Genomic DNA, 25461 nt, shown 5'->3' on the forward strand with positions numbered 1-25461 from the left:
CAATTGATTATATGTACAAAACTAGGAATTTAGAAAATCATTAACCTTCTTCATTATTGCATCGCTGTCTTTGCCAAGTATTTTTTGAAGCTTATCTAAATCCTTCTGGGTAACTTTCTTTTTTATCTCTTCTTTATCAATTTTTACATTTTTGAGTTTTTCTTCGTCAAATTCGTTTATTTTTTCCATTAGCTCATCCTTGTCAAAAGATGAAAGTTTTTTTTCAAGATCCTTGGGGCTGTCTTTTTTTAGCATATCTATAGCTTTATTTACTTTAGATTGGACTAATTTGTCTTGCATCATTTCCTGAATTTTCTTACTTAAAGAATCTCCCATAAAAATACCTCCTATAACCTGTTTTAACAGTATCATTACAGTGTATGCTATATGGTTGGACTAATATGTTGGATAATAACCCATAATCTGAAATAGAAGCTTGGATATGTAACCCAAGCTTCTATTCAAAATTACTCTTAATAGCTTTGACAAAATTAATCGCAGCAGCCATCTCCGTTATTGCAAAGGTAGAATATAAGCAGGATAACAGCCAGGCATACCAACCAATCGCAATCATCATTAAAGAAATTAGAACCTCCGAAGAATCCACCATTACCACCACAGCAGCAGCAGATAATTATTAATAATATTATTATCCACCACCAGTCAAAACCATTAGAAGAACCACCAAAACATCCCATGATTTTACCTCCAAATAAAAGATTTAAGATACTGCATATTATGAATTTGCTTTAAAAGGTGTTACACATGTAATAAATAATTTTTTAAAAAATTGTTTATAAATATTTAAAAAGGGTATAGTATTTTGGTATATTGAATCATATAAAAAAGCTGTCTCTTGGAGGAAAAAGTATGGTTGATGTAATTATAATAGGCAAGGGGCCTGCGGGGATTTCTGCCGCACTTTATACAGTACGTGCGGGGCTGAGAACTTTAGTTATAGGTTTGGATAACAGCGCACTGCACAAAACAGATAGAGTGGAAAATTATTACGGCTTTGCTGAGCCGGTGTCGGGGAAATATCTTCTGGAACAGGGAGAGCAACAGGCCAGACGCCTTGGGGTAAAGTTTGTTCATAGTGAAGTAATAGCGTTAGAAAAAGCTGAGTATTTTGAAGTATATACAGCCGATGAAAACTATTCTGCCAAGGCAGTACTTATGGCTACGGGACAACAAACAAAAAAAGTAAATATAAATGGTCTGGAAGAATTTGAAGGCAGAGGGGTAAGTTATTGCACCACATGTGACGGCTTTTTCTATAGAGGGCTGAAGGTGGGCCTTGTGGGCTTTAAGGATTACGCAATGCATGAGGCTATGGAATTGGAGCCTTTAACAAAAAATATAACCATTTATACAAACGGCAATGAACTTGAGCTTACTGAAAAATATAAATTTCATGCGTCAAGATTTTCAATCAATAATAAGAAGATAAAAAGCGTAGCAGGAAATGAAGTCATTGAGGGTATAACCTTTGAAGATGGTTCGGTTGAAAAGCTTGACGGTCTATTTGTAGCTTTTGAATCAGCATCGAGTGTTGATTTCGCCAGAAAGCTCGGGGTAATAACAAAAAATAATTCAATAGTGGTTAATGAAAATCAAGGCACAAACCTAAATGGCCTTTTTGCGGCAGGAGACTGTACAGGAGGTTTCAAACAAATAGCAACTGCGGTTGGACAGGGTGCCATGGCCGGGAGAAAAATTATTGAATATATAAGAAATAATTCCTAGAAAAACGGTCGAAATACCTATGTTTTATTAATAATGCTTTGCACATTGCGTTTACCTTGTTTTAGTACATATTGAAAAAATTTACAATTAGTGATAAAATATGACCACGCCTTAAAAGTAAAATAGTATTACTTGAATAGGAGATATAGTATGTTTGTCATATTCATTTTATTGTGGATTATTTCTATTCTGATTATTTATGCCAACCCTAAAGAATACTGGGCGTGGTGTGCAAGTCTTTGCCTTTTATTTAATGGTTTTGGCGGGTTGGCGGCGGTCATAGAACAAAATTTTATTCCATTTTTACAAGGTTATGGTAATGAAGAGCTAATTATGGCCAGCCGTATACTTAAAGGTACGGCGGACATTTTTCAGCATTACTTTGCTACATACCTATTTTTGATTTTCGTTCTTCTGTTTACAAACTTTCTTGATATTCAAATAAAATCAAAAGCTAAACTGGAAATTGTAGCTGCTTTGTCTCTTCCAAGTATTCTCATGCTTTTCCTTTATCCTATCACTCCCGAGTTTAATCCTAACTATAGGGTATTATCTTGTTGGGTTTGTGTCTATACACTTCTTGGGTGTGGAATTCTCATAATAAGTATAATTAAGGAAAGGGATGACTACACAAAAACACAGAGAGTTCTCACAGCTTTATTTGTAATTCCGGCTACAATGTGCGTTCTCTGGACAAGCTATATATTGGTGGCCATGGGGTACACGAAGGTCTGGCAGATTAATGTATGGGTAATAGCTGTTGAATTTATTTTGTTTTTTGTCTTCTGTATAAAATACGGAGTATTGGGGATACATTTCAAGATAGAAAGAATTAATATTGATAACAATATAGATTCTGCTATAGGTGGAATGAGTATTGTTTCCCATGCAATAAAAAATGAAGTTTCCACTATCAGTTTATGTGTAGAAACTATAATGTGCGTGGAAAAAACAAGTCCGGGAATGGCCAATAAATTATCTATTATAAAGGATTCCTGCAAAAATCTTTTGGAGTTTACAAGAAAGCTTAATGAAATTAAGCTATATAAGATGAATTTTAAGCCTTGCCTTTTAAGTGATATTATATCAAAAGTAATAAATCAGGTTGCACCTTCTATCTGCGAAAAGGATATACGGATTATTAATGACAGTAAAATTGATATTACAGTGCTTATTGATCCCGTTCACGTATCAGAAGTTTTGAAGAATCTCATTATAAATGCTATTGAAGCTATCCATGCTGAGGGTGTTATTAAAGTAAATACAGAGTTTTTAAACAACAAAAAATTGTGTATAAAAGTTTCTGACAATGGAATAGGTATACCAAAGGATTGTATAAATAAGGTTATGACACCATTTTTCTCCACAAAAAAAGGAAAAAATAATTATGGATTGGGATTAAGCTATTGCTTTAAAGTTATGAAATCACACAACGGAAGTCTTCAGATAAAGAGCAAGGAAAATCAGGGGACTGAAATGTGCTTGGTATTTCCCGTTAATAAGGTTGTACATGTCTATAGTAAATCATTACCTCAGTCTAAAAATTATCATTCATAATTAATGCGTATTTCTCTAATGTGTATTTCCCATTAAAAAATATTGACAAGTTTAGAATACTTCGGCATGCTTGGGCATAAAAATAAGTGTGTAAGGGATGAATATTCATAAATACAACTTTTAACATTTTAATGTGAGGTGCATGAAAAAATGCGAAAACTATTATGTCTATTTATGGTATTTGGAATTATTTTAACTATGCTTGTAGGCTGTGGGGCTAAAAGTAAGGATGCTGACAGTGATGAATTGACTCCGGTCAGCAGTCTTACAATGGGTCAGGATGAGGCTGATGGCTTAAAGGATAAAACTCCGGTTCAGTTATACTTTATCAATGAACAGGGTACAAAACTTGCTGCAGAAACAAGATACATTCAAAATACGGATGCCGGTAAGGGTAATGAACACATGGCGACAGCTGTTTTAAAGGAACTTATAAGCGGCCCTGCAAAAGGCAGTCTCTTAAAAGCTTCTATTCCTAAAGAGACTAAAGTAACTACAAATGTTAAAATAAAGGACGGTGTAGCAACTGTAGACCTATCAAAGGACTTTATTGAAAAGCACCCGGGTGGCAAAAAGAATGAGCAGCTATCGCTCTATTCTATCGTAAACACGTTAACAGAAATAAAGGATATAACTTCGGTACAGTTCAGAATAAACGGAAAAGTAACTAAAGAATTCAAGGGCAGCTATCAAATAGACATAGCTTATTCAAGAGACACCCATCTTATAAGCAGCGAGCCCGGAAAAGACAGCACAATAAAAACAATAACAGAAGACAAGGATAATACCGGGGACAAAACAGCTCAACCCACAAAAGAAAATGAGACAAAAAAGTCAAGTTCGGACACTAAAACAAATGCTGATTTGGATGATGATATTCTGGAATAATTCCGGTTGGCCATCTGTTATATACAGCAAGGTATCTTTTAGGATAGTAACAGCTCCTTTAAGATACCTTGTTTTTTACAGTAATAAATCAAACATCCCCACAGGTAAAAATCAGTGATTGCAACACCCGCCGCACACATGTCTGTTTGGACAGTCTCCTCCGGAATCTTTTCTGGATTGAATAATATTTACATTCTTAAATATGGTTTCAAGTTCATTGTTTCCGCAGTCAGGGCATTTAATTTCTTTGTTTTCACGTTGGGACATTTTAGCCATTACGTTGAATTCGTTGCCGCACTTACTGCATTTAAGATCATAAAATGGCATAAAGCTACCTCCTTTGTTATTTTGTATTATATCATCTAAAAAAACGTGGATAAATAGTTGAATAAATAAAAACTTAAATACGGACAATAAATATTAATAATGGAGGACCAATTATGCATACAGTTTGGAAGGGCTCTATCAGTTTCGGTTTGGTTAATATTCCTGTAAAAATGTTTACGGCAACAGAAGACAAGGATATCCGGTTTAAATATATTCATAAGGAATGTCATAGTCCGGTAAAGTACAAAAAGGTGTGTCCCATCTGTAATAAGGAGGTTCAGCCGGATGATATTGTCCGTGGTTTTGAATATGAGCCCGGTAAATACGTTATAATGAGCGGCGAAGATTTTGAATCTCTGCAGGTAAAAAGTGAAAAAGCAGTTGAAATATTGGACTTTGTAAAATTGGAAGAAGTTGACCCTGTGTATTTTGACAAGACATATTTTCTTGCGCCTCAGGAGACAGGAGGAAAAGCCTATACACTTCTGAGAGAGGCCTTGGGACAGAAAGAAAAAATTGCTGTTGCCAAAATAACTATAAGAGACAGAGAATCACTTGCTGTTATAAGAGTATACAAAAATGTTCTGATGCTTGAAACAATATTCTATCCTGATGAAGTAAAGGATTCGTCACAGGTACCGGGCATACCTGAAAACGCCAAGACAACTCAGGCAGAACTGGACATGGCAACACAGCTTATAGATAATCTGACTACGGATTTTGACCCGTTGAAATATGTGGATACCTATAGAGAAAAGCTGGTTGAGCTAATTAATGCCAAGGTTGAAGGAAAGCAGGTAGTAGCAAGAAAAGAAGTTGAAAAGGAAAATGTGGTAAGCCTTATGGAGGCATTGAAACAAAGTATACAAATGTCAAAGGGGACTAATAAAAATGAAAAAGATAAGGACGCTGATAAAGCTGATAAAAGTGCTAAGGAGGTTAAAAACCGCAAGAAGGACCCGGTAGAGGTAGAAACCGGTGACAGTACGCCTGAGGAAAAACCAAAGAAAAGAACGAGGAAGGCCAGAGAGAAGGTTGAATCATGAACTGGATTATACCAATGGAGCCGGTAATTTGTCCTCAGGTAAAGGAGGGTTCCGGCTACATCCATGAAATAAAATGGGATGGTATAAGAGGACTGGTTTATATACAGGACGGAAACGTTAAAATCTACACAAAGAAAGGCAAAGAGAGGACAGGCTTCTATCCCGAACTGGATGTTTTTAAAAAAGGTCTTGGAGGCAAAAATGCAATATTAGATGGTGAATTTGTTGTTCTGGATGAGGACGGAGTCCCCTCATTTTATAAAAGCCTCATAAGAGAACGTGTCCGTAATAGCAGTAAATTGCAATACTACACAAGTTCATACCCTGTTTGTTATATGGTATTTGATATATTACAGTATGAGGACAATATCCTTGTGAATATGCCCTTAATTGAAAGAAAACAGTTGCTTGAAAAAAATCTAAGTTCGTTAACAGGCGATGATACTAAAATATTTTTGGCGAAGATGTACCAAGACGGTAAAGAACTGTTTGAAAAAATGAAAAAACGCAACATGGAAGGTATTGTTTCAAAAAAGACAGACAGTCTGTATATAGGCGGAAAAAAACACGAGGGATGGTTTAAGACGAAGTTTATTAAAAAAATGCTTTGTGTAGTAGGAGCAATACAGTGGAAGTCTTCGCAGCCTAACTCGTTAGTTCTGGGAATAAAACCAAGAGACAGCGAAAAGCTTGTATATGTGGGTAAAGCATCTATTGGACTTAAACAATCTGATTTAATGCTTATAAAAGAGTATAGCGGGCAGCTTGAACAGGAGGAATGTCCCTTTACAACTGATGAAATTATACAATTGGACAGGACGGGTGAAAGGTTTTCATGGCTGTATCCTGCTCTTACTTGCTGGATTAGTTTTCTGGAACTGACAAATGACGGACATTTGAGACATCCTAAAATCGAGGGGTTTGCAGTATTTCCTGTGGAAGAAGCGGACGGAAAGGTGTTGACTGATTAATGGCTGCTGTTACAGATATTATAAAAGTAGAAATTGAAAACAAAGTTATTGATATAAAAAATCCCGACAAGCTATTTTGGCCGGAAGCCGGGATTACTAAGCTTGAGTTTGTGAAAACCATGACAAAGCTTGCTCCCTTTTTAATAAAATATTCAAAAAACAGAATGCTCACATCAATACGTTATCCTCATGGTATCAACGACAAAAGCTTTTTTCAGAAGGAAAAGCCTCAGGGAACACCGGAGTGGGTGGAAACAGTGGAGTTCAATAAAAAGAACTATATTGCCTTAAATTCTGCCGCCACACTTGTATGGCTTTGCACCCAGGCGGCACTGGAGCTTCATACCAGCTTTAACGTACATGAAAGGCCGAACTATCCCTCCAGTCTTGTGTTTGACTTGGACCCGGACGATGACCTTCATTTTGAAGATGTTGCAGAGCTTGCGGACAGAATACATGAAACCTTGGAAGCTCTGGGTATAAAGGGTTTTATAAAGACCTCCGGTGCAACGGGATTGCAGATATTTGTTCCTACTGCAGCAAAGTTCAACTATGACACCGCCCGGAGCCTCAATGAATTTTTTGCACAGTATTTTGCTGAAAAGCTTAAAAACACAGTGACTATAGAAAGAATGAAGAAGAAAAGGGATGGCAAGATTTATTTTGACTGGCAGCAGATGTGGCTGGGAAAAAGCATGATAACAGCTTATTCTGCAAGGGCAGTGAAAAGTGCCGCTGTGTCGGCTCCAATACAATGGGATGAGCTCAATAGTATACGGCCGGAAATGTTTACTCTCAAAAATATGGTAAACAGACTGGAGCAAAAAGGGGATATCTTCGAACCAAGCCTGAAATGCGACAATTCACCGCAGCTGCACGAAATACTAAAGCAGATTAAAACTGTCAGGTGAAGTAAAATGTTGTTATATTAATAAATATTGTATAAAATATGGTTATGGTTAAATTAAAAGAGTATCATCGTTGTAGGGAAAAATGACAACGTAAATAAAATATATGGGGGGAGTCACATGAAAGTATTAGTAACCGGAGGGGCCGGATATATCGGTACCCATACATGTGTTGAACTGCTTGAGGCGGGCTTTGAAGTTATCGTAGCCGATAACCTTTGTAACAGTAAGGAAACAGCAATAGAAAGAGTAGAAAAAATTACAGGCAAAAATGTAAAATTCTATAAAGTTGATATTTTGGACAAAGCAGCATTAGAACAGGTATTTATAGAAAATAAACCGGATTCCGTAATTCACTTTGCAGGACTAAAGGCAGTAGGCGAATCTGTTTCAATCCCGTTGAAGTATTATCACAACAACATAACGGGCACCTTGATTTTGTGCGAATTAATGGAAAAATACCAAGTCAAGAATCTGGTTTTCAGCTCATCAGCTACCGTATACGGAGATCCTGCCAGTGTTCCTATTGCTGAGGAATTTCAGCTGTCTGTTACAAATCCATATGGCAGAACAAAACTCATGATAGAAGAAATATTAAAGGATTTATATGTGGCAGATGCGTCATGGAATATCGCTCTGCTCAGATATTTTAACCCAATCGGAGCTCATGAAAGCGGTACAATAGGAGAAGACCCCAATGGAATTCCAAATAATCTGGTACCTTATATTACACAGGTAGCAGTTGGAAAGCTAAAGGAAGTAAAGGTTTTCGGAGATGATTACAATACCGTTGACGGTACAGGGGTTAGGGATTACATACATGTTGTAGACCTTGCTAAAGGCCATATAAAGGCGTTGGAAAAGCTATCCCGTGAACACGTAGGAGTAAGGGAATATAACCTTGGAACAGGTAACGGATATAGTGTTTTACAGGTAATTAAGGCATTTTCGGAAGCTTGCGGAAAAGAAATTCCCTATAAAATTGCAGACAGAAGGCCTGGGGATATAGCAGCTTGCTACGCAAAGCCGGACAGGGCAAAGAATGAACTTGACTGGACAGCTGAAAAGGGACTCCCGGAAATGTGTGTAGATTCATGGAGATGGCAATCGCAGAATCCAGAGGGGTATAAATAATTACAATTGGGCAAGGAGATTATAGTGACATGGAAAACAACACAGCTTTAGTAATAATGGCAGCAGGTATGGGAAGCAGATATGGCGGTTTAAAACAGATTGACCCTGTAGGGCCTAATGGCGAAATAATAATGGAATACTCTATTTATGATGCCATCAGAGCCGGCTTCAACAAGGTTGTATTCATAATTAAAAAGGAAATAGAGGACACCTTTCGGGAGGTTATAGGTAAGAAAATAGAGGGAATTATAGATGTGGAGTATGTTTATCAAAAAGTAGACAATCTGCCTCAAGGCTTCAGCGTTCCCGAAGGAAGAGTGAAACCCTGGGGAACGGGACATGCGGTGCTGAGTGCAAAAAATGCAGTTAAGACTCCTTTTGCAGTTATAAATGCAGATGATTTTTATGGGGCTGAGACATACAGGCTCTTAAATGGATTTCTGACAAAAAATCAGGATGCAGATAACAAATACAAGTATTGTATGGTGGGCTTCGTTATAGAGAACACACTTACCGAAAACGGCCATGTTGCAAGAGGCGTTTGCAATGCAGACAGTCAGGGAAATCTCATTGATATTCATGAAAGAACAAAGATAGTGAAATTCGGAAATGAGACTAAATACACTGAGGACGATACAAACTGGATTAAAATACCCGAAAAGAGTATTGTGTCAATGAATACATGGGGCTTTAATCCAAGCATTTTACAGGAGCTTGAGGAGCGTTTTCCCGAATTCCTGAGAATGAACAAGGATAATCTTTTGAAAGCGGAGTATTTTCTGCCTACTGTTGTGGATAATCTTATCAAAGAAGGCAAAGCAGATGTCAAGGTACTCTCAACTGCGGATAAATGGTACGGTGTTACATACCAAGAGGATAAGCCTGTTGTAAAGAAATCTATAAGCGATATGGTAGCGGAGCATAAATATCCTAACCGCCTTTGGGATAATATAAAATAAACTGTACTTAACTTACTGCTTCAGTCAATTTTTAGGTAACTATTGTATCAATTGTATATGTATGGAAAATTAAATATTGAAAAATAGGGCCATATGTAATATAATGTAAAACAAATACCTGTGAAGTGAGGGAGATAAAATGTACACTGACAAAACCTTGGTTTGCAAAGAATGTGAAAATGAATTTATTTTTTCTGCGGGTGAACAGGAGTTCTATGCTGAAAAGGGTTTTCAAAATGAACCCACCAGATGTAAAGCTTGTAGAAGTAAGCGTGATCACTCGTCAAAAAGAGAATTATTTGAGGCTGTTTGTGCAGAATGTGGGCAAACCACAAAGGTTCCGTTCAAACCTCATTTAGATAAGCCTGTATTATGTAGCAAATGTTTTGCTAATAAAAAATAGTACATACTTAATAACATATTAATAAATAATATAATTGGGTTGACTGTAAGGATTATTTTATCTGAGAGTCAACCTGTTTTTATATTAACAATTTTAAAGATGGCCGGATAATTATCCACAGTGGAAAATTCCTTAATTATAAGTTATAAACAAGGTTATACACATTATCCACAGAAACATATACACAAAACAGGTGTTTTGTTGAATACCTGTGTAAAACTTTTGCGATTCCAAACTGAAATAAAACATATAATAAGTTAAATTGTTATAAAATTATGTTTATTAGCAAAGTTTGGGGAAGGATTTTCGTGGTATAACGTAGAATAATAGATTCATAACATGTACCGCTATTGGATATTATAAAGTAATACTTAGACAAAAATGGAGAGGGGCTGTTATTATGAATATAATTATTAGCGGAAAAAATATTGAGATTACAGAGGCACTTAGAGAAAAAGTTACAAAAAGAGTAAAGAAACTTGAAAAATTTTTTAACAGTGATACTGAAGTGCATGTAACATTGAGCGTTCAGAGAGTAAGCCAGATAGTTGAAATAACAATACCATTCAATGGGGTTACATTAAGAGCAGAAGATCAAAACGAAGATATGTATACATCTATCGATAGAGCAGTAGACCTGATAGAAAGACAGATAAGGAAGAATAAGACCCGACTGGAAAGAAGATTCCACGACAACGATTTCAGAGTAGATAACACAAAATTTATCGATGATGTTCAGGAAGAAACTGAATTCAAGGTTGTAAGGTCAAAGAGGTTTGCTGTAAAACCTATGGATGTTGAAGAGGCAATATTGCAGATGAATCTTCTGGGACATGAGTTCTTTATGTTCTACAATGCAGATTCAAGGCAGGTTAACGTAGTTTATAAGAGAAAAGACGGAAACTACGGGCTGATTGAACCGGAATTCTAGTAATACGAAAATAAAAACAGTATGTATCAGTAAGCTGAAGGGCTGCTGATGCATACTGTTTTTATTTTTACTAAAAAATGAAAAACTTCAACAAATTTACATGTATAATTTAGAAAACTTGTTTTACATTTAACCTGTAAAGTAATATAATACATACAGTCTGTATATAATTTATAAAATTTACGGGAGATTTGTATTTATGCTGGGAAAACCTTCATATGGAATAGTCATGGTAAATCGCAGGGGTTTTGGCCGTAAAACACGTATAGTTGATTATCTTACTCAGGAATGGATGTCAATATTAACTCTTGCAATACTTTTTTTTAAATCAGTAGTTCTTATGGGATTTGTGTACAGCTCGGATAAATCCATTATTGACATAGGCCGTGGTTTTAGTAATATCAGGTATATGGCTGTATGTGTAGCTTTTTTACTTATAATCGTATCCTTCAACTTTTTGGCTAAAGGAAAATGGCGATTATGGCTTCTGCTGATACTCAATTTCTTATGTTCATTTCTTTTTGTATTTGATGCAGTGTACCTTAGAGCAAACGGGAATTTTCTGTCCACTCAGTTATTGAGACAAACAGGAAATGTAAATAATCTTTGGGGCAGCATTTTTGCAATGTTCAGGCCCTGCGATATAGTATTTTTTATTGATATACCGATTCTTGCAGCAATACTTATTATTACAAGAAAGCTGTATTACTCATCGCCTTTATTTATAAGTCTGAAATCCAGACTTATTGCCTTCGCATCATTATTTACCTTGTCTATAGCCGTTATTGTGGGCAGCTATATTGCTGTTGACGTGTACGGAAACAATAAATATAATTATATATTCCATACATACTGGAGGCCTGAAGCCACCATATGCAATGCTACTCCTTTAGGATATCATGCATATGACTGCTATGTATTCTTTGCGGATTTCAAACCATATAAAATATCGGAAAAAGACAGGACAAATATTCAGAAATGGATTGACGACAAAAATGAGAATCTGCCGGACAACAACTACAAAGGCATGTACAAAGGTAAAAATCTTTTGGTGCTTCAGGTAGAGTCTCTTGAAAACTTTGTTATCGGACAGTCTGTAAAAGGACAGGAAATTACTCCTACCCTGAACAAGCTTTTGAAGAACAGCATATATTTTGACAACTATTATACTCAGGTCAATGAGGGAACAAGTTCTGATTCGGACCTGATGACTAACACCTCTGTTTTCCCGGTGCGAAAAGGAAGTACATTTTTCAGATTTCCATATACGCACTATAATTCACTGCCAAAGATAATGGAAAAGAACGGTTACTCCACAAAAGCTATTCACCCGGATGACGGAGGATACTGGAATTGGAAAGAAGGATTGACAAACATAGGTTTCCAACAGTGTATAGATGCCAAAAGCTTTAAAATGGATGAAGTTATATTTCTGGGATTAAGTGACGGGTCTTATTTCAGACAGATAAAGGATACTATTATCAAGCAAAAGCAGCCATTTTATAATTTTATGGTTACTCTTACCAGTCATTCTCCTTTTGAAATGCCTGTAGAGCACCAAAAACTAAAATTGGACAGTTACCTTGAAAATACAAGGCTTGGGGGTTACTTCCAGAGCATAAACTACACTGACAGCTGTATAGGAACTTTCCTTGATGAGCTTGATAAAGCCGGAATACTGGATAACACAGTAGTAGCTATTTATGGAGACCACGATTCAGTTCATAAGTATTTTGATGACCAAATAAAAAACATAAAGCCGTCTCAGGATTGGTGGCTTAAAAATGATAAAAAAATACCTCTTATACTGTATGAAAAAGGACAGGCACCAAAGGTTATTAACACAACAGGAGGTCAGATTGATTTAATGCCAACGCTTTTATATTCCTTTGGAATAGATAAGAGTGAATACGAATCAACTTCTTTTGGAAGAAATCTTCTAAATACACAGGAGGACTATGTTTTACTGGCTGATGGGGAATTCAGAGGGAATATAGACAGTGCTAAGCAAAAGGAACTCCTGAACGGACTTGATTATGCAGATATGGCAATAAAGACAAACTTTTTCAAAAAATAGAGGCTTTTCGGAGGGAATATGAAAAATATTATTCTTATTGGAATGCCAAGTGCGGGTAAAAGTACTGTAGGAGTTATTGTTGCAAAGCACCGGGGCATGTCGTTTATCGACACCGACGTACTGATACAGACAACACAAGGAAGGCTGCTGCAGGAAATCTTAAATAGCGATGGTACAGATGCTTTTCTTAAAATAGAAGAGTCAGCAGTAGAAACCCTAAACTGTTCTGATACAGTTATTGCAACAGGGGGAAGTGTGGTATACAGTGAGAAGGCGATGGAGCATTTAAAGAAAACAGGAATAGTAATTTATCTGTATGTAGATATGGACACTGTATACAAAAGGCTGAACAACCTTAAAACAAGAGGAGTTGTATTAAGCCCCGGGCAAAGTCTGGATGATATATATAGAAAAAGACAGCCCTTGTATGAGCGGTATGCAGATATAATAATAGATTGTTCAGAGGGTTCAATTGATTCAACAGTAGAAATGATACATGAAAAACTTGATTCCTTGTCATAAAACTTGAAATGAAATATAATTATTATGCCGGGTAGAACTTATCCGGCATTTATAATGTTAATTACTTAATCTGATAAATTATTTATAGCAATATACAGAGGTAACGGAGGGGAAAAATGGATTTATTAAGCGGCTTGAACGCAGAGCAAAAAGAAGCAGTACTTCATAATGAAGGTCCTCTTTTGATATTGGCCGGAGCAGGGTCAGGCAAAACAAGAGTTCTTACTCATAGAATAGCCTATCTTATTGAACAACATGGAGTATACCCTTCAAATATTCTGGCTATAACCTTTACAAATAAGGCAGCAAGAGAAATGAAAGAGAGAATAGCCGGACTTATAGGTGATTTGAGTAACGACATGTGGGTAGGCACCTTTCACTCCATTTGTATAAGAATACTCAGAAGGGATATTGAGAAGCTTGGCTACGACAGAAGCTTTGTAATATATGATACGCAGGACCAGCAGGTAGTAATAAAGGAATGTCTTAAAGAATTAAACTTAAACGATAAGAACTTTCCTCCTAAATCAGTCCTTGAAACAATAGGAAAGCAGAAGGATGAACTAATAGACGCGGAGCAATATGAAAAGCAGTACGCATCTGATTTTAGGATGGGTAAAATTGCAAAAGTTTACAAGCTTTATGAAAAGAAGCTCAAAGCAAATAATGCCTTGGATTTCGATGATATTATAATGAATACCATAAAGCTTTTCGAAAGGCATCCGGAAGTCCTTGAATATTATCAAAGAAGGTTCAGGTACATTCTTGTGGATGAGTATCAGGATACAAATACTGCCCAGTACACGCTGGTGCGCAAAATGTCACAGGCGCATGAAAACCTTTGCGTTGTAGGTGACGACGACCAGTCAATATATGGTTGGAGAGGCGCCAATATCAGAAATATTCTGGATTTTGAGAAGGATTTCAAGAAATGCTGTACTATTAAGCTGGAGCAGAACTACAGGTCAACACAGAACATATTGGATGCTGCAAACCATGTAATCGGTAATAACACAGGCAGAAAAAACAAGAGCCTTTGGACTGACAACAAGGGTGGAAGCAAGATAGTAATATGTGAAAATGACAATGAGCATGAAGAAGCTCTTTATACAGCAAGGGAAATACAGAGAATAATATCCGATGAAGACAGGAAATACAAGGATTTTGCAGTGCTTTACAGAATTAATGCCCAGTCCCGTGTACTGGAAGAAATGTTTATGAGGGAAGGAATACCCTATAAGATTGTTGGGGGGCAAAAGTTCTATGACAGAAAAGAAATAAAAGATATAATTGCATATATGAGGTTGGTACAAAATCCCGGGGACAATGTAAGTCTAAAAAGGGTTATTAATGTGCCTAAAAGAGGAATAGGTGATGCAACAGTTGAAAATGCAGAGGTACTGGCATACCAAACAAATGTATCCTTGTTTACGGTTATCTCAAATACAGAAGAGTTTCCTTCATTAAAAAGAGCCGCCCAAAAATTAGGAAGCTTTTCACTTATGATAAATAAATTCAGGACTATGAAAGAAAATATGTCAATATCCCAACTTTTGGATGTAGTAGTTGAAGATTCTGGGATTTTGAGGGAGTATGAGCTTGAGAATACAGTTGAAGCTCAGTCAAGAATCGAGAATATAAAAGAATTGAAATCCGTTGCTCTGGAGTTTGAAAAGCAAAGTGAGGATAATTCACTGGAAGAATTCCTTGCACATATTTCTCTGGTTTCGGACATTGACAGCCTCCAAGAGGACCAGGACTATGTGGTGCTTATGACAATGCACAGTGCAAAGGGACTGGAATTTCCTGTTGTATTTATTCCGGGTCTGGAAGAAGGAGTTTTTCCGGGTTACAGGGCAATTACCGAGGGGCCGGAACAGCTTGAAGAAGAGAGAAGGCTTTGTTATGTGGGTATAACCAGAGCCAGAGAGAAACTATATATGTCAAATGCCCGTTTCAGAACTCTTTTTGGAAATTCCAGCTACAACAGACCCTCCAGATTTTTAGCAGAGATACCTGAGGAACTTGTGGAGTATCCTTTTAAATCATCGGGAAGCTTTTCAAAGCCCAAAGAAACACAAGTATGGGGTAAGAGCTCCGGTACATCAAAATCAATTTCGGCAACAACTTCAAGTACACCTGCCGGTTCAGGTTCCTTGAAGGATTTAATAAATTCAAATCTTGTTACACGTGGATTTGGGGGCAGCTCAGCAGGTACAGCAGTAAAAAGTCCTGCCGGTCAGCAGATTAATAGCTTTGGACGCAGTATACCGATGAAACCTTCATCCGGGGGTTCCAATACATCGGATGATTTTAGTGTAGGTGATAAAGTCGAGCATAAAAAATTCGGAAAAGGAACTATTTCCAAAGCAACAGCAGACAGCGGTGATCAGGTATTGGAAATACAGTTTGAAGGTGCAGGAATGAAAAGACTAATGGCTTCTATGGCAAACTTAAAAAGATTATAAAAACAAAGGCGGGTGTTAAATTAATGGCATTCAAAAAAGGTTTTGTTTGGGGTACTGCAACAGCATCATATCAGATTGAGGGAGCTGTAAAGGAAGGTGGCAGAGGTGAGTCTGTCTGGGACGAATTCTGCAGGATGAAAGACAAAGTAGCTGACGGTGATAACGGAGACTTTGCATGTGACAGCTATCACAGGTATTCCCAAGATGTACAGCTTATGAAACAGATTGGAATTAAAGCATACAGGTTTTCTATAAGCTGGAGTAGAATATTACCTGACGGTACAGGTGAAATAAACATGGAAGGTGTAAACTACTATAATAATCTTATTAATGAGTTAATTGAAAACGACATAGAGCCTTATGTTACTTTGTTTCACTGGGACTACCCCATGGAGCTTCAATATAAGGGAGGATGGCTTAATTCTGAAAGCCCTTTATGGTTTGAAAATTATGCGGCTATATGTTCAAGACTATTTTCCGACAGAGTAAAGTATTGGGTAACCAGTAATGAATCACAATGTTACATTGGATTTGGTTATGGCACAGGCTGGCATGCACCGGGCTTCGAGCTTCCCAAGAATCAGGTGGTAAGGGCATGGCATCATAACTTAAAGGGATTAGGACTGGCTGCAAAAGCAATACGTGAAAATGCTAAGGGAGAAGTCAAAGTCGGACTTGTATCCTGTGGAGAAGTTGGAATTCCTGCATCAGATAGTGAGGCAGACCTGCAGGCTGCACGTAATGTACTTTTTGACAGAGAACGGTCTGAGGATTCAATGGACTTTGGATTTGGAGACCTTTTTGAGCCTGCAATAAAGGGGAAGTATCCCGAAAGCCTGATACCATATCTTCCGGAAGGCTGGCAGGAGGATATGAAGGATATCTGCGTTCCTCTTGATTATATAGGCATAAATGTTTATATAGGTGCAATTGTAGAAGCAAGTGACGATAAAAAGTACAGGCACCTTAAATTACCTGTTGGTATAGGCAAAACTTCCATGGAATGGTCCTTTAAACCCGAAACTCTGTACTGGGCAACCAGATTTATCTCCGAAAGGTATAACTTGCCTGTATATATTACAGAAAACGGTATGGCGAATAATGACTGGATAAGCACTGACGGAAAAATTAATGATACTCAGAGAGAAGATTATATGAATCAATATCTTTCTGCACTGTCAAAAGCTATAGATGACGGGGCGGACGTAAGAGGATATTTCTACTGGTCTCTTCTTGACAATTTTGAGTGGTCATATGGATATGCAAAAAGATTTGGCCTAGTGTACGTAGATTATAGTGATTACAGCCGTAAATTAAAACAGTCGGCATTTAGATACAAGAAAATTATCGAAACAAATGGCGAAATTTTAGTATAAAGTCAAAAAAAGATAAAGTTTCAGAAAAATTTATATTTTTCTGAAACTTTTTTTCTTTTTGTGTGTATATATAATCAAGGTACACAAAAAGGGTGTGAAAAATATTTGGACGTTTCGGATATAACCATATTGAAGGAATATAAAAAGAATAGCAGACGGGGTCTGGAACTTGTATATGACAGATACAAAAAATATGTTTATACCATAGCGTTCCATTATGCCGGTAATAAGGAAGATGCTCTGGATATAACTCAGGAGGTTTTCATAGCTGTTTTTAAATCAATGGATGGCTTTAAGGAACAGTTTTCAATGCTACCCTGGATTAAAAAAATTACAGTAAATAAGAGCCTTAATTTCTTGAGAAGTAAAAAACAAAATTTATCGCTTAATGAAACAAATGAAAACGGGGACGAACTGCAAAGTATTATCAGTTCAAATGAAACAACTGATGATACAGTCTTATACAAAGACACCAGACAAATACTTCAACAATCCATCGGCAGACTTCCTGAAAAGGAGAGAATGGTTTTGGTGTTGAGACACGTAAAGCAAATGAAATACAGTGAAATTGCAACTGTAATGAAGCTCCCGCCGGGTACTGTGAAAACACTCATACATAGAGCGAGAAAGACAATCAAGGAAAATATGGTTAGCTTGGGTATTTGGGAGGTATAAACATGAGCTGTGACAAAATAGATGCTTCATTGCTTCAGGATTATTTAGACAACACAATAGATCCACTTGAAAAAATATTTGTTCAAAATCATTTAAAAATTTGCGATAAATGCAGAAGAGAATTATCAGAATTAAAGCTTTTGCTTTATGACCTTGATGATAAAAATAATTATATAATTGACTATCCTCCGGAGTTGGAAACAATGAGAGATGATATAATTGACTCCTTTTTGGGAAAAAGGAAAAGCCCGTCAAAGAAAATTATTGAAATGCAGGTTGAAACCATCAAAACTACAGGTAAATTTATTGAGCATTTGCCGGGGGCAAAGCAAGCTCCAAAACTTCTAAAGCTAGCATCAAAAGGACTGAAAAAAGGAGTCAAGCAAGGGGTCCAAAAATTAGTTGCTAAGTAATACATGTAAATGGAGGCTCAGATGGTAGCTCTTATAATAACTCTTAAAATAATTTTATATGTGGTTTTGACTATTGTTGCCTTGGTTTTATTAATAGTTTTTGTACCTTTCAAATACTACGCAGAGGGAGCAAAGTATGAGATCACTGCTGTAAAAGGCTATGCAAACTGGCTTTTTGGTGCTGTTGCCATAAGATTTAGCTACAGTACTCAAAACGGCTTTAATACAAAATTCAGCTTGTTCGGTATTAAGAAAAGCTTTAAGAAAAAAAATGAAAGCAAGTCAGTTAAACAAGACCGGGAAAGTAAGGCAAAAGAGTCAAAGAAAAAGCCTGCATACAGTTACTTTACATATGAAGTATTTATGCAGGGATTAAAATCAGTTTTTAAAATACTAAACCATTTCAAACCAAGAAAATTCAAAATAGATGCAAAAGTAGGCTTTGAAGACCCAATGTACACAGGCTTGCTCTGTGCAATAAGCAATACATTGTTTGAAAGTTTTAATAAAGACAGCATTCGGATTCGTACAAATTTTGAAGACGAAATGCTGGAAGGCAGCTTTTTAATCGGTGGAGGAATTCAAATTTTCTATTTAATACTAGTTGGAATAGAATTTGTTTTTACAAAGCCTTTCAAAAGTATATTATTTAAAAACATTAAGTTCAAAATTAAGAGGAGGTTAAAAAAATGGCCAATAGTTTCAATTTTAGTGAAAGCATGAGTGCTATATTTGACAAGCTGGAGAATTTTTTAAAGACAAAGACAGTAGTAGGTGAACCTATAAAGATTGGTGATGTGACATTGGTACCGTTTATAAATATGAGCTTTGGGCTTGGATTAGGCGTAGGCAATGGTACTGATGAAAAAGGTATGGGGGGAGAAGGAGGCGGAGGAGGAACAGGAGCAAGAATTTCTCCAACAGCTGTTCTGGTTATTAATGGTGACAAGGTAGAACTTCTTCCTATAAAGAAGTCCGGCGGCTTGGACAAATTGATTGACATGGTACCGGGTATTGTAGAAAAAGTACAGGATAAAAAAGAAGAGGAAAACTCTAAAAAAGAACTAAAAGAAGAGTAATAACACCATAATAATCATATAACAAGTAAAACCAAAAAAACTGCTTGAAAAAGAATAAATTCAAGCAGTTTTTTTGTATTTAATAAATTATATTCAATTCCTTTCTCATACTTTTAAACAAATTAATGGTAAAATTAGATATATTCATCTCTTTATCTATACCAACCCAATCTATCTATCACTTTCCTTAGCCAAATTTAATAAGAGAGGAGGACAAGTTTGTTAAAATTTTTGTCAGGTGAATCGAAAGTGAGAATATAAACAGAATCATCTATTTAAAAGGAAGAAAGGAAGGATAAACACATGAACAAAATTTATTTAATAGTATCTTTGCTGGCTGCTATGTTCATATTTCCTATAACAGCAAATGCAGCAACAGATTCAACACATCCCGGCTTTAGAGTTGATGGAAGATTTCTTTATGACAATACGGGAGAAAAGGTAATTCTCTATGGCGTAAACAAAATGTGCATATGGACTGATAAGGATGGTGTTCCGTCTTTTTCGGAAATAGCAAAAACAGGAGCAAATTGTGTAAGAATTACATGGGGAATAGACGGTTCAGCAGAAGACTTGGATACGGTTATACGTAATTGCCGTGCCGAGCACATGATTCCTATTATTGAACTTCACGATGCCACAGGTGACTGGTCGAAGCTTCCTGCTCTTGTGAATTATTGGGTAAGACCTGATGTAGTTAATGTGTTAAAAAAGCACGAGAAGTATTTATTGGTAAACATAGGAAACGAAGTGGGGCAGAGCGTAACTGAAACTGCTTTTAAAACAGATTACGAGGCTGCTGTCAACAAAATGAGGGAAGCCGGAATTCATGTGCCGCTTATTATAGATGCCTCCAGTTATGGTCAGGACATAAATATACTGCAGGCATGCGGGCCTTATCTCATATCTGCCGATCCCGACAAAAATTTAATGTTCTCTGTACATATGTGGTGGCCATATATGTGGGGAAATACAGATCAGAAAGTCATAGATGAAATTGCTGAATCAGTGGATATAAATCTTCCTCTTCTTGTAGGCGAATTCGGACATAAGTGGGATGAAACGGAAAACGGTAAAATACCGTACCAAACAATTATGGAACAGTGCTATAAAAACCAAATCGGTTATCTTCCGTGGGAATGGGGCCCGGGAAACAACCCTCAGACCTTCTTAGATATGACCTCTGACAGTACCTTTGCTACATTGAACGACTACGGTAAGGAAGTTATGCTTACCAATAAGTACAGTGTAAAGAACATTGCCAAAAGACCGGCATCCATGTTATCCAACCTGCCTCCGGTTCTCCCTAAGGAACCTCTGCCCTATGGAAATCTGGCCTATAAAAAGCCGGTAAAAGCTACATCTGTAGAAAACACCCAAAACAATGAAAGTAATGTAACAGACGGCGATCTTGAAACAAGGTGGGCTTCACAGGTATCAGACCCAAACTGGATTTCTGTTGATCTTGGTGAGAAAAAAGAAATAAACAGACTCATTATATGCTGGGAGGCTGCATACGCAGCACAGTATAAAATTCAGGTATCAGATGATGAAAATACATGGACTGATGTGATTACTCAGTATAACGGAACAGGAAAGACAGAAGATATAAAGCTTTCATGCTCCGGCCGTTACCTTAGAATATACGGAATGCAGAGGGCAAATTATCAATGGCCTTATTCAATATGGGAGATAGGAGTATACGGCCCTGAATCAGAATTGAGTTCAGAAATATCCCCTGCAGTAGCAGTATTTGACAAGAATCCTGCCAATGCTGCAGACATAGCTGTAACACTTGATTCAAAGAGTAACACCCTTAATGCAGTATTAAACGGACCATCAGTTAAGTTAGTAGAAGGACAGGATTATATATTAGAAAATAATACAAATCTGATAATAAAAAAAGAGTTTCTGTTGGGACTGCCTTCAGGTACAACAAAACTGATTTTTGATTACAGTAACGGAGTAGACCCTGTATTGGCCATTGCCGTAGGCGATACAACACCGGGAGGCTCTGACCCAAGTCCAATAATCAGTCCCACTACTGTAAAATACGACAGAACATCATCAACGGATTTAAAGATAACTATGTCTCCTAATGGTACTACCCTAAATGCAATAATGAATGGTTCAGCAGCTCTGGTACCGGATGTTGATTATACTATTACAGGAGATACTGTAACAATTAAGAGGAGCTACCTTGCGGCCCAAACTTCTGATAGCCTAAATCTTACTTTTGACTTCAGCGGAAACGGAATAGACCCTGTACTTGAAATTACTTTTCTTAAAAACACTACTTATGGTGATGCAAACATGGACGGTGCTATAGATTCTATTGATTATGCAATACTCAAACAACATCTTTTAGGGCTAAAAACACTGGATCATGATATTTTACACTTCCTTGACCTTAATTTGGACGGTGCAACCGATTCAATTGACTTATCTATATTAAAACAGTATTTACTGGGGAAAATTACCGACCTTCCAGTGACAAAATAAAAGCTATATAAAAACCGGCTCCTAAAGGGCCGGTTTTTATATCTGGGTGATTCAAAAGGATTTTGCTATTGACTCGTGGAATAAAATAAAATATAATGAATATAATTTAGTAATTTAGCACTTTAATTAGATGAAGTAAATAAGATGGATTTTAAATTAAAATTAATATAAATGAGAGGTAGTTGCTTATGTCCAGATGGAAAATATATACCCCTGACGGTGTACAGGATATTCTGTTTGATGAATGTTACGTAAAGAGGGAAATAGAAAAAAGAATCAGAAATACATTCAGGTCTTATGGCTATTATGAGATAGAAACTCCAACCATAGAATTTTTTGATGTATTTTCATCGGAAATAGAGCATTTTCCTCAGGAATCAATGGTAAAATTCTTTGATCAAAAAGGAAGGATTCTTGTATTAAGGCCGGATATAACTGTTCCTGTTGCAAGAATAACTGCTACGAAAAACAGGGATGTGCAGCTTCCGATAAAATACTCCTATATAGGCAATGTATTCAGATTTAACGAAGTTGGAGGCGGACGCCAGAACGAGTTTACACAGGCAGGAGTTGAAATGCTTGGGGATTCATCCTCAGAAAGTGATGCAGAAATAATTGCTATGGCAATAAATACACTTAAAGCCGCAGGACTAAAGGAGTTCAAGATAGAAATCGGTCAGGTAGAATTTTTTAAAGGCTTGGCAGAAGAAGCGGGATTTTCCAGTGAGGATATAGATGCGATATCCAAACAAATTGACAAAAAGGATCTTGTTGGCGTAGAGGAGATACTTAACCGATATGAAATAAGTGCAAGATTAAAACAGCTTATATTAAAGCTGACGGGATTATTCGGATTGGCAGATGTAATACAGGAATTCAAGAACTCTTCAATAAACGAAAGAAGCCTTAAAGCAATTGAAAATATAGAAGAAGTAGTATCAATATTGTCAGATTACGGCTTATCAGAATATGTGTCAATAGATTTAGGCATGTTAAAAAGCCTCAATTATGATACCGGAATAACCTTCAGGGGTTTTACAAACGGAGTCGGGTTTCCGATACTTTCAGGGGGAAGGTACGACAACCTTACCTCCAGTTTTGGGAAGGAGTGTCCTGCCACAGGCTTTTCAGTGAGGATAAATATGCTTATGACAGCAATGGAAAACTCAGGAATTACTTTTGAAAGGCCTTCTGTGGATTCATTAATATGTTATGAAAAGACAAACCGAAAAAGGGCAATAGAAATAGCCGAAGCCCTTAGAAAACAGGACATGAAAATAGAAACTTTTGTTTTGACAGAGAATATAGACCAAGGCAAAAAATATGCTTCCTCAAAGACAATCGGAGGAATCATATATATTGGAGAAAACGATAAAATCACAGTGTACGATATGATAAACGATACTAAAGAGGAAACAAGCTTCAATGCCCTTTTAAACATTGGATAATAAAACTGTTTTTAAGTTTATAAAATAAATTTTTGTGGGGAGTAAAGAAAATGAGATATTTGACAATTGCTCTTTCAAAGGGCAGACTTACAGATATGTCGGTAGAAATATTTGAAAAGATAGGAATAGACTGTACAGAACTTAAATCATCCACCAGAAAGCTTATACTGTCCGATGAAAAAAATAAGATAAAATTTTTTCTTGCAAAGCCTGCAGATGTACCAACTTATGTAGAGTATGGGGCAGCAGATATAGGAATAGTGGGAAAGGACACTCTGCTTGAAGAGGGTAGGAACCTGTACGAGGTGCTTGATTTGGGCTTTGCAGCCTGCAAAATGGCATTGGCAGGTCCTGCGGAATTACAGGGAAAGATAGAAGAGCTGAATATAAAAAGAGTAGGCACAAAGTATCCTAATATTACAAGAAATTATTTCGAAAAAGCCAGAAGAGAAAGCGTGGAGATAATAAAACTCAACGGTTCTGTAGAGCTTGCACCTTTGGTGGGTTTATCAGAGGTTATAGTAGATTTGGTTGAAAGCGGCAGAACACTCAAGGAAAACGGCTTGGTAGTACTGGATACAATTGCAGATATCAGTGCAAGAATGGTTGTAAACAGAGTAAGCATGAAAATGGAAAACCAAAGAATACAGAAAATAATAGACGGAGTTAGAGAAGAATTATCCGCAAGGGGGTAACGTTATGCTAAACATTGTAGATTTACGAAATGACTTTGACGGGAGTATTAAAAAGGATTTATATAAGAAATTAACACAGAGAACCGGAACACAGAATGGCACAAATACAATCAGTATTGTAGCAGAAATAATTGACAACGTTAAACAAAATGGTGACAGTGCATTAAAAGAATACACAAAGAAATTCGATAAAGCACAAATAGAAACCATTAAAGTCTCGGAAGAAGATATTACAGCTGCATACAAAGAGGTTGCCCCGGAGCTGTTGGAGACTATAAAAAAATCAAAACAGAATATATGGAGCTTTCATGAAAAACAGCTTCAAAACAGCTGGATAAGTCCTAAAGAGGACGGAACTATGCTGGGACAGCTTGTAAGACCTCTTGAAAAGGTAGGCTTATATGTTCCCGGAGGAACAGCTCCACTTATATCCTCGGTATTGATGACGGCGGTTCCCGCAAAGGTAGCCGGAGTGGAAAAGCTCATAATGTGTACACCGCCTTCACAGGATGGAAGTATAAACCCTGCAATTCTGGTTGCAGCCAGAGAAGCAGGAGTGGATGAGGTATACAGAGCCGGAGGTGCACAGGCGGTGGCGGCAATGGCATACGGAACAGAAACGATACCGTCGGTGGATAAGATATGCGGCCCCGGCAATGTCTATGTTGCTACAGCCAAGAGACTGGTATTCGGAGACTGCGACATAGATATGTTTGCAGGTCCAAGCGAAATACTGGTAATAGCAGATTCCAGTGCGGTACCCGAGTACGTAGCTGCGGATCTTCTGTCACAGGCGGAGCATGACATATTGGCCTCCTCAGTGCTGGTTACAGATGATGTAAGTCTTTTGGACAGTGTAAAAACTGAGATAGAGAAGCAGCTTTTAGGCTTAAAAAGAAACGAAATAATTGAGAAATCCTTAAAGAGCTATGGCTTTGGGATATTGGTAGATAACCTAGAAGAGGCAATAGAGGTATCAAATAATATAGCACCCGAGCACTTAGAGCTATGTATAAAAGAGCCCATGAGTATACTGGGAATGATAAAAAATGCGGGAGCAATATTCGTAGGAAACTATTCGCCGGAACCCTTGGGAGACTACATGGCAGGTCCAAGTCACGTTCTTCCTACCAGTGGAACCGCAAGGTTTTCGTCACCGGTAAATGTAGACCAATTTATTAAAAAATCAAGCCTGATTTATTATAACAAACAATCACTTGAGGCGACAAACAACGATATTGTAAGGTTTGCGGAAGCTGAATTGTTGGATGCACATGCAAATGCCATAAAAGTAAGATTTAATAAATAAACTGAACTTCGTTGTATTACTGAAAGG

The 25461-nt window shown here is 37.0% G+C and carries 25 protein-coding genes; 22 read left to right on the forward strand and 3 right to left on the reverse strand.

Going from position 1 to position 25461, the window contains the following annotated elements; translation table 11 throughout:
- Nucleotides 1-21: 21 nt before the first annotated feature.
- Together P0092_RS02065 and P0092_RS02070 are read right to left on the reverse strand one after the other, a co-directional pair.
- The gene (locus tag P0092_RS02065) at nucleotides 22-336 is read right to left on the reverse strand and encodes a hypothetical protein (RefSeq protein ID WP_004619937.1); all 315 of its coding nucleotides are present in this window, start codon (nucleotides 334-336) and stop codon (nucleotides 22-24) included.
- A 155-nt stretch (nucleotides 337-491) separates the two neighbouring features.
- The gene (locus tag P0092_RS02070) at nucleotides 492-698 is read right to left on the reverse strand and encodes a hypothetical protein (protein WP_004619939.1); all 207 of its coding nucleotides are present in this window, start codon (nucleotides 696-698) and stop codon (nucleotides 492-494) included.
- Nucleotides 699-870: 172 nt separating this feature from the next.
- Here P0092_RS02070 and P0092_RS02075 point away from each other — a divergent pair, with 172 nt between their 5' ends.
- From P0092_RS02075 to P0092_RS02085, 3 genes are all read left to right on the forward strand, one after another.
- Nucleotides 871-1746, forward strand: a complete 876-nt coding sequence (locus P0092_RS02075) for an NAD(P)/FAD-dependent oxidoreductase (RefSeq protein WP_004619942.1) — start codon at nucleotides 871-873, stop codon at nucleotides 1744-1746.
- A gap of 150 nt (nucleotides 1747-1896) precedes the next feature.
- Complete coding sequence (locus tag P0092_RS02080; protein WP_004619944.1) at nucleotides 1897-3303, forward strand: sensor histidine kinase; 1407 nt, start codon at nucleotides 1897-1899, stop codon at nucleotides 3301-3303.
- 150 nt (nucleotides 3304-3453) lie between these two features.
- Nucleotides 3454-4191, forward strand: a complete 738-nt coding sequence (locus tag P0092_RS02085; RefSeq protein WP_004619946.1) for a GerMN domain-containing protein — start codon at nucleotides 3454-3456, stop codon at nucleotides 4189-4191.
- A 111-nt stretch (nucleotides 4192-4302) separates the two neighbouring features.
- On the opposite strand, the gene P0092_RS02090 is transcribed toward P0092_RS02085, so the two are convergent.
- Complete coding sequence (locus tag P0092_RS02090) at nucleotides 4303-4518, reverse strand: FmdB family zinc ribbon protein (RefSeq protein ID WP_004619948.1); 216 nt, start codon at nucleotides 4516-4518, stop codon at nucleotides 4303-4305.
- A gap of 113 nt (nucleotides 4519-4631) precedes the next feature.
- On the opposite strand from P0092_RS02090, the gene ku reads away from it, so the two are divergent.
- The 19 genes from ku to hisD all read left to right on the forward strand — a co-directional run bounded on the left by ku (nucleotide 4632) and on the right by hisD (nucleotide 25434).
- Nucleotides 4632-5564 carry a non-homologous end joining protein Ku gene (gene ku / locus P0092_RS02095; RefSeq protein WP_004619950.1) on the forward strand — a complete coding sequence of 311 codons (933 nt, stop codon included), beginning with the start codon at nucleotides 4632-4634 and terminating at the stop codon, nucleotides 5562-5564.
- A complete protein-coding gene (locus P0092_RS02100; RefSeq protein ID WP_004619951.1) occupies nucleotides 5561-6535 on the forward strand; it encodes an ATP-dependent DNA ligase in 975 nt (324 codons plus the stop codon). The genes ku and P0092_RS02100 overlap by 4 nt, the downstream gene beginning before the upstream one ends.
- Nucleotides 6535-7446 carry a non-homologous end-joining DNA ligase gene (ligD, locus tag P0092_RS02105; protein ID WP_004619952.1) on the forward strand — a complete coding sequence of 304 codons (912 nt, stop codon included), beginning with the start codon at nucleotides 6535-6537 and terminating at the stop codon, nucleotides 7444-7446. Before P0092_RS02100 ends, ligD begins: the two co-directional genes overlap by 1 nt.
- A gap of 117 nt (nucleotides 7447-7563) precedes the next feature.
- On the forward strand, nucleotides 7564-8577 hold the full coding sequence (gene galE / locus P0092_RS02110) for a UDP-glucose 4-epimerase GalE (protein WP_004619958.1): 1014 nt from the start codon (nucleotides 7564-7566) through the stop codon (nucleotides 8575-8577).
- Between the two features lie 29 nt (nucleotides 8578-8606).
- Nucleotides 8607-9536: a nucleotidyltransferase family protein gene (locus P0092_RS02115; protein WP_004619962.1), complete on the forward strand. Its 930-nt coding sequence runs from the start codon at nucleotides 8607-8609 to the stop codon at nucleotides 9534-9536.
- 139 nt (nucleotides 9537-9675) lie between these two features.
- Nucleotides 9676-9939 carry a zinc-ribbon domain containing protein gene (locus tag P0092_RS02120; protein ID WP_004619965.1) on the forward strand — a complete coding sequence of 88 codons (264 nt, stop codon included), beginning with the start codon at nucleotides 9676-9678 and terminating at the stop codon, nucleotides 9937-9939.
- Nucleotides 9940-10339: 400 nt separating this feature from the next.
- A complete protein-coding gene (gene hpf / locus P0092_RS02125; protein ID WP_004619967.1) occupies nucleotides 10340-10870 on the forward strand; it encodes a ribosome hibernation-promoting factor, HPF/YfiA family in 531 nt (176 codons plus the stop codon).
- Nucleotides 10871-11069: 199 nt separating this feature from the next.
- Nucleotides 11070-12947, forward strand: coding sequence for an LTA synthase family protein (locus P0092_RS02130; protein WP_004619968.1), 1878 nt, complete (start codon nucleotides 11070-11072; stop codon nucleotides 12945-12947).
- 18 nt (nucleotides 12948-12965) lie between these two features.
- Nucleotides 12966-13469: a shikimate kinase gene (locus P0092_RS02135; RefSeq protein WP_004619969.1), complete on the forward strand. Its 504-nt coding sequence runs from the start codon at nucleotides 12966-12968 to the stop codon at nucleotides 13467-13469.
- A gap of 116 nt (nucleotides 13470-13585) precedes the next feature.
- Nucleotides 13586-15937, forward strand: coding sequence for a DNA helicase PcrA (gene pcrA, locus P0092_RS02140; RefSeq protein ID WP_004619970.1), 2352 nt, complete (start codon nucleotides 13586-13588; stop codon nucleotides 15935-15937).
- Nucleotides 15938-15960: 23 nt separating this feature from the next.
- Nucleotides 15961-17313 carry a GH1 family beta-glucosidase gene (locus tag P0092_RS02145; RefSeq protein ID WP_004619971.1) on the forward strand — a complete coding sequence of 451 codons (1353 nt, stop codon included), beginning with the start codon at nucleotides 15961-15963 and terminating at the stop codon, nucleotides 17311-17313.
- A 105-nt stretch (nucleotides 17314-17418) separates the two neighbouring features.
- A complete protein-coding gene (locus P0092_RS02150; RefSeq protein ID WP_040758957.1) occupies nucleotides 17419-17988 on the forward strand; it encodes an RNA polymerase sigma factor in 570 nt (189 codons plus the stop codon).
- 2 nt (nucleotides 17989-17990) lie between these two features.
- Nucleotides 17991-18401 (forward strand): zf-HC2 domain-containing protein, encoded by a 411-nt coding sequence (locus P0092_RS02155; protein WP_004619973.1) that lies wholly within the window; start codon nucleotides 17991-17993, stop codon nucleotides 18399-18401.
- 21 nt (nucleotides 18402-18422) lie between these two features.
- Nucleotides 18423-19124 carry a DUF2953 domain-containing protein gene (locus tag P0092_RS02160; protein WP_004619974.1) on the forward strand — a complete coding sequence of 234 codons (702 nt, stop codon included), beginning with the start codon at nucleotides 18423-18425 and terminating at the stop codon, nucleotides 19122-19124.
- Nucleotides 19091-19480, forward strand: a complete 390-nt coding sequence (locus tag P0092_RS02165) for a GerW family sporulation protein (protein WP_004619975.1) — start codon at nucleotides 19091-19093, stop codon at nucleotides 19478-19480. The genes P0092_RS02160 and P0092_RS02165 overlap by 34 nt, the downstream gene beginning before the upstream one ends.
- A 303-nt stretch (nucleotides 19481-19783) precedes the next feature.
- Nucleotides 19784-21982, forward strand: a complete 2199-nt coding sequence (locus tag P0092_RS02170; RefSeq protein ID WP_004619976.1) for a X2-like carbohydrate binding domain-containing protein — start codon at nucleotides 19784-19786, stop codon at nucleotides 21980-21982.
- 188 nt (nucleotides 21983-22170) lie between these two features.
- Nucleotides 22171-23430 (forward strand): ATP phosphoribosyltransferase regulatory subunit, encoded by a 1260-nt coding sequence (gene hisZ, locus P0092_RS02175; RefSeq protein ID WP_004619977.1) that lies wholly within the window; start codon nucleotides 22171-22173, stop codon nucleotides 23428-23430.
- A 50-nt stretch (nucleotides 23431-23480) separates the two neighbouring features.
- Nucleotides 23481-24125, forward strand: coding sequence for an ATP phosphoribosyltransferase (hisG, locus tag P0092_RS02180; RefSeq protein WP_004619978.1), 645 nt, complete (start codon nucleotides 23481-23483; stop codon nucleotides 24123-24125).
- 4 nt (nucleotides 24126-24129) lie between these two features.
- Nucleotides 24130-25434, forward strand: coding sequence for a histidinol dehydrogenase (gene hisD / locus P0092_RS02185; RefSeq protein ID WP_004619979.1), 1305 nt, complete (start codon nucleotides 24130-24132; stop codon nucleotides 25432-25434).
- Nucleotides 25435-25461 lie beyond the last annotated feature (27 nt).

The sequence above is a fragment of the Ruminiclostridium papyrosolvens DSM 2782 genome, assembly GCF_029318685.1.
Classification (GTDB): domain Bacteria; phylum Bacillota; class Clostridia; order Acetivibrionales; family DSM-1351; genus Ruminiclostridium; species Ruminiclostridium papyrosolvens.